General features: G+C 42.4%; 17 protein-coding genes. All 17 read right to left on the reverse strand.

Annotation, left to right across the window (positions count from 1 at the left end):
* Positions 1–30: 30 nt before the first annotated feature.
* The 17 genes from LRC_RS06240 to acpP all read right to left on the reverse strand — a co-directional run bounded on the left by LRC_RS06240 (position 31) and on the right by acpP (position 14,677).
* Positions 31–777 (reverse strand): pseudouridine synthase, encoded by a 747-nt coding sequence (locus LRC_RS06240; protein WP_014073636.1) that lies wholly within the window; start codon positions 775–777, stop codon positions 31–33.
* 10 nt (positions 778–787) lie between these two features.
* On the reverse strand, positions 788–1,369 hold the full coding sequence (gene scpB, locus LRC_RS06245) for an SMC-Scp complex subunit ScpB (protein ID WP_174519767.1): 582 nt from the start codon (positions 1,367–1,369) through the stop codon (positions 788–790).
* The gene (locus tag LRC_RS06250; protein ID WP_014073638.1) at positions 1,344–2,120 is read right to left on the reverse strand and encodes a segregation and condensation protein A; all 777 of its coding nucleotides are present in this window, start codon (positions 2,118–2,120) and stop codon (positions 1,344–1,346) included. The genes scpB and LRC_RS06250 overlap by 26 nt, the downstream gene beginning before the upstream one ends.
* The gene (locus LRC_RS06255; RefSeq protein WP_014073639.1) at positions 2,107–2,487 is read right to left on the reverse strand and encodes a GNAT family N-acetyltransferase; all 381 of its coding nucleotides are present in this window, start codon (positions 2,485–2,487) and stop codon (positions 2,107–2,109) included. Before LRC_RS06255 ends, LRC_RS06250 begins: the two co-directional genes overlap by 14 nt.
* A 76-nt stretch (positions 2,488–2,563) precedes the next feature.
* A complete protein-coding gene (gene xerD / locus LRC_RS06260) occupies positions 2,564–3,466 on the reverse strand; it encodes a site-specific tyrosine recombinase XerD (protein WP_014073640.1) in 903 nt (300 codons plus the stop codon).
* Positions 3,432–3,923 (reverse strand): ferric iron uptake transcriptional regulator, encoded by a 492-nt coding sequence (gene fur, locus LRC_RS06265; RefSeq protein ID WP_014073641.1) that lies wholly within the window; start codon positions 3,921–3,923, stop codon positions 3,432–3,434. Before fur ends, xerD begins: the two co-directional genes overlap by 35 nt.
* 18 nt (positions 3,924–3,941) lie before the next feature.
* Positions 3,942–4,805, reverse strand: coding sequence for a CvfB family protein (locus LRC_RS06270; RefSeq protein ID WP_014073642.1), 864 nt, complete (start codon positions 4,803–4,805; stop codon positions 3,942–3,944).
* Between the two features lie 243 nt (positions 4,806–5,048).
* Positions 5,049–5,795 carry a tRNA (guanosine(37)-N1)-methyltransferase TrmD gene (gene trmD, locus LRC_RS06275; protein ID WP_003694201.1) on the reverse strand — a complete coding sequence of 249 codons (747 nt, stop codon included), beginning with the start codon at positions 5,793–5,795 and terminating at the stop codon, positions 5,049–5,051.
* On the reverse strand, positions 5,795–6,307 hold the full coding sequence (gene rimM / locus LRC_RS06280) for a ribosome maturation factor RimM (protein WP_014073643.1): 513 nt from the start codon (positions 6,305–6,307) through the stop codon (positions 5,795–5,797). Before rimM ends, trmD begins: the two co-directional genes overlap by 1 nt.
* Before the next feature lie 75 nt (positions 6,308–6,382).
* Positions 6,383–6,631, reverse strand: a complete 249-nt coding sequence (locus tag LRC_RS06285; protein WP_014073644.1) for a KH domain-containing protein — start codon at positions 6,629–6,631, stop codon at positions 6,383–6,385.
* Positions 6,632–6,642: 11 nt separating this feature from the next.
* Entirely contained in the window at positions 6,643–6,918 is a 276-nt protein-coding gene (gene rpsP, locus LRC_RS06290; RefSeq protein WP_003698600.1) for a 30S ribosomal protein S16, read from the reverse strand.
* 140 nt (positions 6,919–7,058) lie between these two features.
* Positions 7,059–8,504 carry a signal recognition particle protein gene (gene ffh / locus LRC_RS06295; RefSeq protein WP_041820007.1) on the reverse strand — a complete coding sequence of 482 codons (1,446 nt, stop codon included), beginning with the start codon at positions 8,502–8,504 and terminating at the stop codon, positions 7,059–7,061.
* A 16-nt stretch (positions 8,505–8,520) separates the two neighbouring features.
* Positions 8,521–8,859: a putative DNA-binding protein gene (locus tag LRC_RS06300; RefSeq protein ID WP_014073646.1), complete on the reverse strand. Its 339-nt coding sequence runs from the start codon at positions 8,857–8,859 to the stop codon at positions 8,521–8,523.
* A gap of 6 nt (positions 8,860–8,865) precedes the next feature.
* Positions 8,866–10,068, reverse strand: a complete 1,203-nt coding sequence (gene ftsY / locus LRC_RS06305) for a signal recognition particle-docking protein FtsY (RefSeq protein WP_014073647.1) — start codon at positions 10,066–10,068, stop codon at positions 8,866–8,868.
* 20 nt (positions 10,069–10,088) lie between these two features.
* Positions 10,089–13,631: a chromosome segregation protein SMC gene (smc, locus tag LRC_RS06310; protein ID WP_014073648.1), complete on the reverse strand. Its 3,543-nt coding sequence runs from the start codon at positions 13,629–13,631 to the stop codon at positions 10,089–10,091.
* A gap of 16 nt (positions 13,632–13,647) precedes the next feature.
* Complete coding sequence (rnc, locus tag LRC_RS06315) at positions 13,648–14,340, reverse strand: ribonuclease III (protein ID WP_014073649.1); 693 nt, start codon at positions 14,338–14,340, stop codon at positions 13,648–13,650.
* Positions 14,341–14,431: 91 nt separating this feature from the next.
* Entirely contained in the window at positions 14,432–14,677 is a 246-nt protein-coding gene (gene acpP, locus LRC_RS06320) for an acyl carrier protein (protein ID WP_003698607.1), read from the reverse strand.
* Positions 14,678–14,701 lie beyond the last annotated feature (24 nt).

Consider the following 14,701-nt stretch of genomic DNA (forward strand, 5'->3'; position numbering starts at 1 on the left):
AACGATATTGATTGTAGCACAGTTTGCCGCTTATTTCAACTTGCTATTTTTTCTCGCGTTCTCATACAACGTTTTGACTTCTTCATTGCTAAGTTCGCGGTATTGCCCCGAAGTCAGCCCTTTCAGCGTCAAAAAATCGTATGTCTCTCGTTTGAGTTTCATTACCGGATGTCCGATCGTCTCAAACATATTCTTGACCTGATGGTTTCTTCCTTCATGAATCGTCAAAGAAACGATTGAATGATTTTTGGCACGATCGCTTGAAATCACCTTGGCTTTTGCTCTTGCGCTGTAATGCCCGTCTTTCATTTTGACGCCTTTGCGAAGACGTTTCAAATCATCGCTTTGGACAAGTCCTTCTACCTTTGCAACATACGTCTTGTCGACTTTATAGCGCGGATGCATCAGCAAGTTTGCCAGTTCTCCATCATTTGTCAAAAGCAAAATGCCCGAAGTATCGTAATCCAAACGTCCGATCGGATAAATCCGATTCTTCTCACCTTCAAAATAATCAGTAACGACCTTGCGGCCTTTATCATCTTTAACGGCACTGATAACGCCGCGCGGCTTATAAAAAAGATAGTATACTTTGTTTCTTTCGCGTTCAATCAGCGTTCCGTTCACTTCAATCGCATCGTCGCCTTTGACCTTGGTCCCGAGCTCTTTGACAACAACGCCATTGACTTTGACTCGTCCTTCAAGAATCAGCTTTTCGCTTGCACGTCGCGAGGCAACGCCCGCATCAGCCATCGCTTTTTGTAATCTGACCTCTGCCATATGATCCTCCTTATTGTTCTTCCTCGTACAATTTTGCATTAAACAATTCCAAAACGTCTTCATCCGATGCCTGTTCATCTTTGTCTTTTGGAAGTTCCGGAAGCTCGGAAAGCGTCTTGATTCCAAAATAATCCAAAAAGTTCGTCGTCGTTGAATAAAGAATCGGACGTCCCGGGGCATCAAGCCTTCCGTCTTCTTTTATCAAATCCAGCAAAAGCAGTTTTTGAATCATGCCACCGGATTGAACGCCGCGAATTTCTTCAATTTCAATTCTTGTCACCGGCTGCTTATATGCAACAATCGACAACGTTTCAAGACAAGCTCCGGAAATCTCGATCATCGACGGAGCCTCAAAATATTGCTTAAGAAGATTCGAAAAAACCTTTTTCGTAGCAAGACGATATCGTTCGCCAGCTTCGATGATTTCAAAACTGCATGAACTGTCCTCTTGATACTTTTTGTTTAGGCGCAGTATCTGATCGTGGACAGCCGGTTTGAGCAACCCGATAAGCTGTGAAATTTCTGTTAAAGAAATTCCCTCGCTTCCGCTAACGAACAACAGACTTTCAATCTTCGCCTGATTCGACAGCACTTGCATCACCACCCGTCAGTATAATTGAGCCAAAATTTTTTTCCTGTAAAACTTTCAATTCATGCCGTTTCATCAATTCAAGCATCGCCATGAAAATCGTTACCACAAGTTCCACTTCGGCATTTTTTGGAAAAAGATCCTCAAAAATGATCGGTTCCTTGTTTTCCCTGATCTTTTTTTCAAGAATCTCGATTTCGTCCTTTAACCTGTATTTTTCAAGATTGATTTTCCTTTTAACCGGCTCTTTTAATTTTCGCTTCATCATTAACTTGGCAAAAGCCTTTCCTAGAGCCTTCAAATTTCCCCCGTTTGGCTCAAGGTGATCTTTTAAAGACTCTTTAGGCGGATCTTCCATCTCACGCGTATATTGTTTCATCCGTTCGTCCGACAACAAACGCAAATTGCCTGCTGCCTCTTGAAACGTCTGGTGCAAAACAAGCTGTGCGACAAGTTCTTCACGCGGATCAATCACATCTTCATCATCGATCATTGTTTCAGCATTGGTGCTTGGAAGAAGCATTTTGCTTTTTATGTTAACCAGCATTGCAGCGATAACTAAATACTCCCCAGCAATATCAAGCTCTAAACTCTGCATCTGATGCAGGTAGTCGATATACTGAGAAGTAATCTTTGACATCGGAATATCATAGATATCCATTTCATTCTTTTTGATAAGATGGAGCAAAAGATCCAATGGTCCTTCAAAAGTCGGTAATTTGAAAGTCAACTTGCCATCATCACTTATTTTCATCGGCTACTCCGTTCTGATTCTCCCATTTGGAAAGCAACCCCGCCGTTTCCAAACTGCCCATGAGCTCATAATCAGGGTAAAGCTTGGATAATGCATCCATTACCTTGAAACACACCCCATGGTTCCGTTCAGCAGGCGTAACTGAAATATGACGCAGCATCACCAGTTTCGAAGCATCATCGACTTCAATGCCGGCAATTGCAATAAAATCACCATTTTCATTTTTCCATAAATAAAGGTGTCTGTCATCTTCAGCACGATACCATTCAAAACAGGATTTAAGATGCGAGATTTCTTTCAAATCAGGAATAAACGACAACAAACCCATAGCTATTTTTTCATAGTCGTTCTTATACTTATAAAGCATTTAATCCCTCCGTGGCAAACTTGCCATTTTCGTACTCTACAATACTTTACCACAATTTGACGACTAAAACAAACAGCTATGCATGGGGATGTGACTCATCATAGATTTTAGACAGACGTTTCTTAGAAATATGCGTATAAATCTGCGTTGTCGAAATATCCGAATGTCCCAAAAGTTCTTGAACGATTCTCAAATCGGCTCCGTTTTCAAGAATATGGGTCGCAAAAGAATGCCGCACAGTATGAGGCGTGACGTTCTTGGTGATTCCTGCCTTCTTGACCTCGTTTTTGAGGTTTTTCCATATTCCTTGTCGTGTCAGACGTTCGCCATGAAAATTGACGAACAGGAACGGACTGCGCTTGCTTTTGCAAAGCTCGGGTCTGGCATCATTGAGATAGTTGTTAATCCAGACGATTGCCTCGTCTCCAATCGGAACGATTCGTTCTTTTCGTCCTTTTCCCATGGTCTGAATTATGCCGACATCAAGGTGCAGATCCTCAAGTTTGAGGTTGACGACTTCGGAGACCCGCAGTCCGGTCGCATACATCAGCTCAAGAATCGCACGGTTGCGTATTCCCAAAGTTTGTGACGTATCCGGAGCATTAAGCAGCATTTCAACTTCTTCTGTCGACAGAACCTCAGGCAAATGCTTTTCACCTTTCGGTGTTTCAATCGAAATCATCGGATCATCCTGAATTTTTTCGTCTTGTTTCATCGACTGGAAAAATTTTCGCAAACTCGTAACGCATCGAATAATTGATGCATTCGCCTTCCCCTTATTCATCAAACAATCCAAATAATCAACAATTACTTGCTTATCCACATCATTCAGATCCGTAATTTTACGTTCGCTCAAATAATTGATGAACTGCTGCAAATCCAATCCGTAGCTTGAAACCGTATTTTCGGATAATCCTCGCTCGGCTTTCAAGTAGTGCAGATAATCATTTAATATTCTTTGAAGTTCTATGACGTCCACCCTCAATTCTTGCTAATCTTTCTTTTCGCTGACACTGTTCACAAACTCCTAAAAATGTCAAACGATGGTCAGATACTGCAAAATGGAACTGATGATCGACACGCTTTTCAACGTCTAAAAGCAAATCCTCGTGAATCTCTTGAACCTTGCCGCAGACACTACAGACGAGATGATGATGAAAATGGCCGCTGTCATCCGTTTTCAGATCAAAACGAGACATTCCGTCTTCAAAACTGATTTTGTTTAAAACTTGAATATCGGTTAAAATATCCAACGTCCTATAGACGGTGGCCAACCCTACGTCAGGGTGCTTGTCCCTGAGCAATGCGTAAATTTCTTCAGCCGTTAAATGCTCAGTATGGTGATTGAGCAAAAGTTCGATCGTTGCGCGCCTTTGGGGTGTCAGTTTGAAGCCTGCTTCATGCAGTTTGTCTTCAATCTTTTCTAATTCATTCATCCTAAGGCCCCCTTAAAGTCATCTGATCAAAATCAAAAAACCGGCTTCTTGCTTAATTTTTCCGGCTTTAAGCAGGTGGCCAACTGCACGTTTGAATCCAGACTTGCTGATTCCGAAATAACTTCTGATTTCTTCAGGGGAACTCTTGTCGCACAAAGGCAAGCGCCCGTCTCTTGTATGCTCTAAAGCTGCCAACAACATCTCGGAATCGTCATCAATTGCCTCATAGGCTCTTGGAAGAAGCGACAGATTCAACACCCCGTCTTCACGGATGCCGATAACTCTTGCATTCAGTACTTCGCCCAGACGCGGTTCTTTTTCCCGCTCAGTCGGGTGAATGAATCCCAAATAATAATCCGAAGTTATCACGTATGTTCCGGCAATTTTCAAGCGATAAGCAGTTGCTTCAACGTTCTTGTTTTTCATTTTTGCATCTGCCCTGACACTCACTGCTTGAAACATTTCGCTTGTCGCCAACGTTCCCCAAAGACGTCCTTTTTCATCAACTTTTAAAGCAATCATCAACCGATCGCCTTTCTTAGGCCACAGCTCAAAAAGTTCTGAAAGTTCATCCAAAGAAACTGCAACGTCCTTATTTTTCAAACCTATATCGACAAAAACACCCAAGCCACGCTGAACATCTTTGACCGTTCCCCAAGCATAGCGATCAAAACCGCAACGAGGAGGATTTTTTGTCAGTTGAAACTGATGTTTTTCATTTTCATATGCAAAGCCGGTAATCATCGAGCCAAGCTTAGGGAGCTTTATCAATTCAGATTTATCCAAACGAAACGTCATGCCATCTTTTTGTGCAAAAACAAACTTCTCATTTTCATCAGTAACCATCGCAGTAATGTTTCGGCCAATTATATCTTTAAGCATCCTAATTCTCCTTAAAATGCACAATATAGCAAATCAGCCCAAAACTCCTACATCACAGAATATCGACCGGCTTAGAGCAATTTTAAACTGATTTAATAAATATGCACTATATTATCTATTTATTTTAAAATATTATTCATAATTCACGTCACGATTTAAAAAACAACAACACTCTTCATTTTACATTTTTATCCTTATAAATGCACGTAAAAAAGGACTGAGTCCAAACTCGGTCCTCAAAAATCAGATTTGATCATCCTGATACTTTGTTTTAAATTCACGAAGCCATTTTTCTTCCTGCTTGGATAATTCGTACCCCTCAAGCAGATCGGGTCTCCTCAAAAACGTCCGTCGCAAAGATTCTTTGTTGCGCCATTCCGCAATTTTTTGATGATTGCCGCTGGTCAGGACCTCTGGCACTTTCATTCCTCTAAAATCTGCTGGACGCGTATATTGAGGATACTCAAGCAATCCCGTTGAAAACGAATCGCCCGGTGCCGACTCTGAATTTCCCAAAACGTCAGGAAGCAATCTGACGGTTGCGTCAATCACGACCATCGCACCGAGCTCACCGCCCGTCAAAACGAAATCTCCAAGTGAAATTTCATCCGTCACGCGCGTTCTGATTCGCTCATCATAACCTTCATAATGTCCGCAGATAAACGTCAGATGCTGTTCTTTGGACAATTCTTCTGCCATCTTTTGGTTAAATTTTTTTCCGGCAGGATCAAGCAAAATAACCCTTCCGAGTCCGTTTTCACGTTCCGAAACCGCATCCAGCGCGTCAAAAATCGGCTGTGCCTGAAGCAGCATTCCTGCTCCGCCGCCATACGGCGTATCATCGACATGATGCTGCTTGTTTGTCGTGTAATCTCTGAAATCTGTTACGCTGATGTTCAGAAGACCTTTTTCTACGGCTTTGCCTACGATTGATTCGTTTAAAGGCCCCGTGAACATTTCAGGAAACAGACTTAAAATATCAATCTTCACTAATCGTCCAACCCTTCCAACAAATCAACCACGACCATTCCTTGCTCGAGATCGACTTTTTTGATTACGTCATCAATCACAGGCAACAGCAATTCCTTTTTGCCTTTTCGATTAACGACCCACACGTCATTTGCACCAGGGGCAAGGATTTCGCTGATTTTGCCAATTTTTTCGCCGTCCAAAGTGACCGCATCAAGGCCGATGATCTGATGATAGTAATAAGATCCATCTTCTAAGTCTTGTTGCTGATCTTCAGAAATTTTGATGTCGAATCCTTTAAAACCTTCAATAAGATTGATATCTTCCAATTTTTCAAACGACAACAGATCAAATTGCTTATGCTTTCTGTGAGTTTTAACGACCACTTCTTTTACAAGCGACCCTTTATCGAATAAATACAGAGAATTGCCAGGCATAAAACGTTCATCAGTGAAATCGCTCGTCGACAACACGCGAACTTCGCCTCTGATGCCGTGCGTATTGATAATTTTGCCTACTTGATAGTAATTCATTGGTAAATTCCTTTCAAAAATATCTTAACAAAAAAACCTCTGATGAAATCATCACTGTTTCACCAAAGGTCCCGATTAATCGTCTACGATATTTAAACGAACTCTTAAAGAGTCGCCAACACGAACGCTATAAACGATGGTTCGAATTGCCTGAGCAACCCGCCCGTGTTTTCCAATTACGCGCCCAACGTCATCAGGCGCAACGGATAGATTAAAATTAAGGAAATGTGCATCCCGATCGGTCTCAATCTTAATCGCATCAGGATCAGCAACTAGTGGCTTGACAATAGTGACAATTAATTGCTTCACATCTGCTTCTGTCATAATAATCTACCTTACTTCTTTGAAAACTTAGCTTCGTGGAACTTCTTCATAACACCTTGCTTCGAAAGAATGTTACGAACAGTATCTGAAGGTTGAGCGCCGTTGCTCAACCAATTCATGATTGCTTCTTCTTTAAGCGTTACTTGTTCTGGTTCTGTCAATGGGTTGTACGTACCAACCGTTTCGATGAAACGGCCATCACGCGGTGAACGTGAATCAGCCACAACGATGCGGTAGAATGGACGCTTCTTAGAACCCATACGCTTTAAACGAATTTTAACTGACATGCATTTACACCTCCTAGTTATCTTCTCAACGATTACTAATATACCAGTATTTTTGCTCCGTGTAAAGTAAAATTTCTTGACAGTCTGCTTTTTTTTGCGATTTATGATAAAAACACCGTCATATCAACAATTTTGCCGAATTATTTTTTGCGTCTCTTTTGTTGTTTTTGCTTTTTAATCTTGGCGCGCTTCTTCTTTTTGTTCTTTTTAATCATGCGATTGACTGACATTTTCGCAAGCTTTCCTGAAACGCCGCCGCCAAACATGTTTTCCATGCCGCCAAAATTTCCGTTCGTCATCTTTTGCATCATATCGCGCATTTGCTTGAACTGTTTGATCATGCGATTTACTTCCTGAATCGGTCGTCCCGACCCTGCAGCAATTCTTCTTCTGCGACTTGGATTGAGCATATCGGGATCTTCACGTTCATCAGGCGTCATCGAATAGACGATGGCTTTCGTATGCTCAATATCTTTTGGATCAACCTTAACGTTCTTCAAAGCAGGATTATTGGCCATTCCAGGAATCATCTTCATGATATCTTCAATCGGCCCCATGTTCTGCACCTGCTCCATTTGTTCAATAAAATCATTGAAATCAAATGTGTTTTCACGCATCTTATCGGCAAGCTCTTCTGCTTTCTTTTGATCAAAATCCTGTTGAGCCTTTTCGATCAAAGTCAGCATATCGCCCATGCCAAGGATTCTTGAAGCCATTCGATCAGGGTAAAAAACGTCAAGTGCCGTCATTTTTTCGCCTTGACCGATAAATTTAATCGGCTTGCCGGTAACCGCTCTGATGGAAAGTGCGGCACCGCCGCGCGTATCACCGTCAAGTTTGGTCAAAACAACGCCTGTCACGTCCAAAGTATCGTTGAACCCTTGTGCAACTTCCACTGCATTTTGACCCGTCATCGAATCGACGGTCAGCAAAATTTCATCAGGATGCGTCAGCTCTTTGATTCTTGCAAGTTCGTTCATCAGCTTTTCATCGATCTGCAAACGACCTGCCGTATCAATAATCACATAGTCATTTTTTTGTTCTTCAGCCAGTTTCATCCCTTGACGAACGATTTCAACCGGATCAACGTCCGTGCCGAGTTCAAACACGGGAACATCGATGCTTTTTCCGACCGTTTTCAACTGATCGACGGCAGCAGGACGATAGACGTCGGCTGCAATCATCAAAGGACGCGCATTTTCTTCTTTTTTAAGTTTGTATGCAAGTTTTCCTGCCGTAGTAGTTTTGCCGGCACCTTGAAGTCCGACCATCATGATGACTGTCGGAATCTTTTTGGATTTGTTCAAGGAAACGGCACTTTCACCCATAACCTTGATCAGTTCTTCATTGACGATTTTTACTATTTGCTGTGCCGGCGTCAGACTTTCGAGAACTTCTGCACCGACCGCCCTGTTTTTGACTTCCTTAACAAAATCTTTGACGACTTTAAAATTAACATCGGCTTCCAACAGTGCGAGCCTGATTTCGCGCATGACTTCCTTAACGTCTGATTCGCTAATTTTTCCTTTTCGTTTCAGTTTGCTGATTGCATTTTGCAAACGTTCGGTTAAACCTTCAAATGCCATAAGGGCCTCCTGATTTTTATTCTTCCATTTTTTCAAGATTTTCGACCAGCTCGATCAGTTTCCTGTCATCCGGATATTTATTTTTGACATAATCCAAAACCTCATCCGTTTTTTGACTTTGCTGTTCAAATTGGCGATACAATCCCAATTTTTCCTCATATTCTTCAAGAATTTTTTCTGTTCGCTTGATATTATCATATACCGCTTGCCTTGAAACTTCAAAATTTTCTGCAATTTCTCCCAAAGAATAATCATCTCTGTAGTAAAGCGCGATATAAGTCATCTGCTTTTCGGTCAGCAAAGGTTCGTAAAAATCAAACAAAGCATTGATTCGGTTGGTTTTTTCGATTGCCACCAAAAATCACCTGTCCTTTGCAACAAGTCCCTTGAACAATCCAATGACAAATTCTTGCGGATCAAAGTCGCGCAAATCATCCATTTGCTCGCCAAGGCCGACAAGTTTGACCGGAAGCTTCAATTCGTTTCTGATTGCAAGCACGATGCCGCCGCGAGCCGTTCCGTCAAGCTTTGTCAAAACAATGCCCGTAACGTCCGTTACCTCTTTGAACTGTTTGGCCTGCGTCAGCGCATTCTGTCCTGTCGTTGCATCAAGCGCAAGCAGGACTTCGTGCGGAGCATCGGGAATTTCACGCGTAATGACACGTTTGATCTTGTCAAGCTCCTTCATCAGATTGACTTTGTTTTGCAGACGCCCTGCCGTGTCAACCAGCAAAATATCGTAGTTTTCTTGTTTGGCTTTGACGACCGCATCATAAACCACGGCTGCCGGATCGCTTTGTTCAGGTTTTTTGACAACGTCGACCCCGACTCTTCTGCCCCATTCTGCCAATTGCTCAATTGCTCCTGCTCTAAACGTATCGCCAGCAGCCAAAAGAACCTTTTTGCCTTCTTCTTTATAGCGATGAGCCAATTTCCCGATCGTCGTTGTCTTGCCGACGCCGTTGACACCGACGAACAAGAAGACCGTTGGACCTTGTTTGGCAAAATGCAGGGCGTTGTCCTCACCTTTGCCGCTTTCTTCATACAAGTTCACCAATCGTTCAATGATTGCATCCGAAACGTCCGACTTCTTTTTTGCATTTCTGAGTTTGACCTCATCTCTTAACTCATCACTGATATTCATAGCGGTTTCATAACCAACGTCTGCTTCAATCAGCGTTTCTTCCAAATCATCAAAGAAATCTTCATCAACGTGTCTGAAATTTGCAAGAAGCGCATTGATTTTTGCGCCAAAGCCCTTGCGAGATTTGGCAAGTCCCTTGTCATAGCGCTCTTCTTCAGTTTTTTCTTCCAAAACATCTTTTGAAGCTGACTGTTCCGAATCATTTTCGCCATCTGTTTTATGAGTTTCTTCACCTGCTTGATCAGGCTCTGGTTGAGCTTTTTTTTCAATGAGCTCAGATTTTGAAGTTTCTTCAGCAGAATCTGCGACATTGGCACCTGACGTCTCCGTTTCCGCTTTGTCTGCAACTTTTTCAGCTTCGTTTTCTTCCTTTTCCGGTTCAAAAGAAAAAGCTTTTTTCAGCTTATCAAAAAATCCCATTTCAATCATTCCTTCCATAATCAGTCATAATCATCAAGCGATACGGAAACCATCTTTGAAACGCCCGACTCTTGCATCGTAACGCCATATAAAACATCCGCCTGCATCATCGTTCCTTTGCGGTGCGTAATCACGATGAATTGCGTTTGCCCGTCAAATTTACGCAGATACTGCGAATAACGCGCGACGTTTGCATCATCCAATGCCGCTTCCGCTTCATCAAGAATCGCAAACGGAACAGGCTTGACCTTTAAAATTGCAAACAAAAGCACGATTGCCGTCAAAGAACGCTCACCGCCCGAAAGAAGACTCAACTGTCTGTATTTCTTTCCCGGCGGTGCTGCCATGATTTCAATCCCGGTTTCCAGCAGATTTTGAGGATCGGTCAGGCTCAGTTCGGCGTGACCGCCGCCAAATACTTCTGGGAAAATTTCGGTAAATGCAGATGATACCTTGTTAAACGTGACTTTAAAACGCCTTTTAACTTCTTCATCCATTTCTTCCATACTGAGAAGCAGCTGCTCTTTTGCTTCCAGCAGATCGTCTTGTTGTTGTCGCAAAAATTCATAGCGTTCGTTAACTTCTTCAAATTGCGCAATTGCATTAACGTTGACGTCGCCCAATTCGTCAATTCCAAGTTTTAAGAGTTTGACCTTCTTCTTAACAAAATCAAGATCCTCTTCGGTGTTTTTTTGCTCGGCAGATTCATAAGTCATCGCATAATGTTCGGCCAATTCGTCAAGGTTTTGACGCAATGTTGCCTGCAAACTTCCGTCTTTTGCAGAAAGCGTGCTTCTTTCGTCCATTGCTGCCCGCAAAAGCTCATTTGCTCGCGTCAGCTCAGTTTCCGATTTCTTGACGTTTTCATGCAAAGCGGATCGCTCCTCTTGCATCCTTGAAACTTCTTTTTCCAATTTCAAGCAGCGTTCGTCTGCTTCCTTTTCCTTTTCAATGAGTTCATCTTTTGAAAGAAGCATACTCTTGCTTTCATTTTCAAGCTGTCTGATTCTTTCACCGTTTTTCTCAATCCGTTCGTCTGCTTGAGCAATCTGAAATTCGTTTTCTTTGACGCGAATCGAAAGAGACTGGATTCTTTCGGTCAAAACGGCAAGGCGACCGGCATCTTCAGCGATTTCCGCATCAAGTTTCGCCTGTTCAGATGCCTTGTTTTTTTGAAACGCGCTTTTTTCTTCAAGCAAATTTTGACTTGCCTTGATTTTTACCTCAAGTTCTTCAAGTTTTGCTTGAGCCGCTTTCTTTGCCTCCAAAAATCTTGTTTCATTGACGCGACTATTCTCTAAATCAGCATCATAGACGCTTTTTTCCTGTTCTTTTTTGGCATATTCCAATAAAATTTCATCCAAAAGAGTTTTGGCCTCAGACCGTTCTTTTTCAAGCCGCTCACGTTCTGTTTGCGATCGACCCAATTTCTCATTTATTTCTTCAAGCCTTTTGCGTAATTTTGCTCCGTCAATCTCCATTTCGGCAAGTTTTTGCGTCATCGTTTCAATGTCTGCTCCGAGCTTTTCCAAACTTTGCTTTTGCTCGATCAGCCCTTCGCCTTGATGTTTGTTTTCTCCCCCCGACATCGAACCACCGGCATTGACAACGTCGCCGGCAAGCGAGACGACTTTAACGGAATGATTCAAAATTTTGGCAATTTCTGTTGCGCTGTCAAGATTTTCAGCAAAAATAACCGCTCCAAGCAGGTGTCTTAAAACCGGCAGATCATCATCGTCGCAAGCAATCAGATCACACCCGACACCAATAAATCCTTCAACGTTTTGAACGAGGCGAACCTGATTGCCGCTTAGAAAACGTTGTTTGACAGTTGTTCGCGGCAAAAAAGTTGCACGCCCGAGCTTGTTTTGAGTGAGATACCTGATTGCGGCCTTGGCATCAGAAACATCACGAACGACGATATTTTGCAGGCTTGAACCCAAAGCCGTTTCAACGGCCTTCGCAAGCTTCTTCGGAACCTCGAAAACCTCAGCTACCGGACCGATGATTCCATTAAGATTTTTGGCGCGCATGACGCTTTTTACTCCTTGGTAGTACCCGGAATAATCGGCTTGAATCTGCTTTTTGCTGTCATAGCGGGCTTTTGCCTGCTGAAAAACCCCACTCGCTTCAAGCCATCGTCTCTGTGCATCTTCATGGCGTCTTGAAATCTTAAGCTGCAATTGCTGATCGTTTTGGTAATTTTCCGTAAAACTTTTCAGCTCCTCGTCTTTTAAATCAAATTTCTGCTGAAGACTCTCCTTTTTTTGCTCTAATTCCTTAAGATGCGTCGATAACTCGCCAGAACGCTTCTTTGCTGCTTCTTTCGTATCTGAAACCCGCAATTTTTCTTTTTCATTATATTCAAGCTGATTTTCAAAAGTTGCTTTTGCTTGAAGCATGACCATAATTTTGTTACGAACGTCTTCAATTTGCGATTCCAGATCAGAATCGCTTGAATTCCTCGTTTCTCTCAACTTTTCGAGTTTTTCTTCAAGTTTGGCTTTTTCTTCAGATTCGGATTGGACGGTTCTTTTAAGTTTGACTAAAGAAGCGCTTGCCTCTTTTCGTGCGAATTGATCATTTTTTACGGCTTCTTTTTGTTCTGCAATCCTTTGTTCAAAAAATTCGCTGTCATGATCAGACAAATCTCGCTTGCTTGCGAGCTTTTCTTTTTGCCGCGTCAACTCAATAAGCTCCTTTTGGGCTTCGTCAAGCTTTTCTTCCAACGTTTGCTGCTTTTCATGCAAACGCCGATTCTTCTCTTCTGAAAGATTCGCATTTCGTTGATGTTTTTTAGCAATCGACCTAATTTCCTCAAGCTTGCCTTGAACCTCTTCTTTTAAAGCAGAGGTCTCTTTAATTTCCAGCACGAGCCTTGAAAGTTCATAATGCTCATACTGCTTCTTCTGCTCCAAATAATCATGGGCAATGCTTGCTTGCTCTTCCAAAGGATCTTTTTGCCGTTCAAGCTCCAACAATATGTCTGAAACCCGGTCAAGGTGATCCGTGGTTTCGCTGAGTTCCGTTTTCGCCTTGCTTTTTTCTTTTTTATACTTGACAATTCCGGCAGCCTCTTCAATCAACATTCGCCTGTCTTGAGGCTTGCTGTTAAAAATTTCCTCAACGCTTCCCTGTGAGATGATCGAAAAGCTTTCGCGTCCAACGCCAGTATCGGTAAAAAGATCAACAATATCCCTCAGCCTGGCCTGCTTTCCGTTGATTAAATACTCGCTGTCGCCGTTTCGATAAATCTTGCGGGTAATCGTAACATCGTCTTGCTGATTTTTCAAATAATGATCCGTATTGTCAAAAACGGCCTGAACCATGCAACGATTAAGCGGAGCCCGTGTCTGCGAACCTGCAAAAATCACGTCAGGCATCTTTCCGCCACGCAAATTTTTGGCAGACTGCTCGCCCAAAACCCAGCGCAAGCCTTCTATTATGTTGCTTTTTCCGCTTCCGTTGGGACCGACTACCCCAGTGAGTCCATCCTGAAATTCGATCGTCGTCTTATCGGCAAACGATTTAAAGCCGCTAAGAGTTAACGATTTGATCCTCATTAAATTTCCCCCTCAATTACTGCTTGGCAACTTTCAATGCTTGATATGCAGCTGCCTGTTCAGCATTTTTTTTCGAGGAACCGACACCCTCACCGATTTTTTTGCCGTCGGCGTAAACGGCCATAGTATATGTCTTATCGTTGTCCGGGCCTTTTTCATCCAACATCTTGTATTCGATTTTGCAATCACCGTTTTGTTGCAGATATTCTTGAAGTTCCGTCTTATGATCAAGAAGATGATCAAACCAGCCCATGTCAAGTTTCGGAAAAACAACGGCACTGATGAATTCAACGACCTTGTCTTTTCCTTGATCCAAATACAGAGCACCGATAAAAGATTCAAAAATATCGCATAAAAGCGATGGTCGATTCCTGGCGTTGGCTTTTTCTTCACCTTTGCCCAGGCGAATATATTCATCAAAATGACATTCTTTGGCGAATTTGCTGAAGCTGTCTTCACAAACCATTGCCGCGCGCAGTCTTGAAAGTTTTCCTTCCGGCAAAGAAGGGTAACGTTTGAACAAATACTCCGAAACGCAAAGCTGCATGACCGCATCTCCAAGAAATTCGATTCGTTCATAATATTTCAAATGTTCTTTAGGATGCTCGTTGACATATGATGCATGCGTGAATGCTTCATCAAACAGTTCCGCATTCTTGACGTTGATTCCGTAATCATCCTTTAATTTTTTTGTTAAACCGATTATCATATTAAACCATCCTCATTTAAAAATTGAGTCTCACTTGATTATATCAAAAAGAAGAGGCCTTGCCCAAACGCTCCACCTCTCCCGAATATTTCTAATTGTTTTGACGAGCCATAATATATGACACTGCATCGCCAACTGTCTTAAGCTTTTCAGCATCCTCATCAGGTATTTCCGAACCAAACTCGTCTTCAAGTTCCAAAACGAATTCGACCAAGTCAATCGAATCAGCATTGAGATCTTCCGTAAAGACAGTTTCTTTCGTGACTTTGTCAGCAGAAACGCTGAAATGTTCTTCAATCAGCTTTTGAATTTTTGCAAAAACTTCATTTTCAGTCATAACGTTTTCCCTCATTTTCAAATT

This window comes from Ligilactobacillus ruminis ATCC 27782, assembly GCF_000224985.1.
GTDB lineage: Bacteria > Bacillota > Bacilli > Lactobacillales > Lactobacillaceae > Ligilactobacillus > Ligilactobacillus ruminis.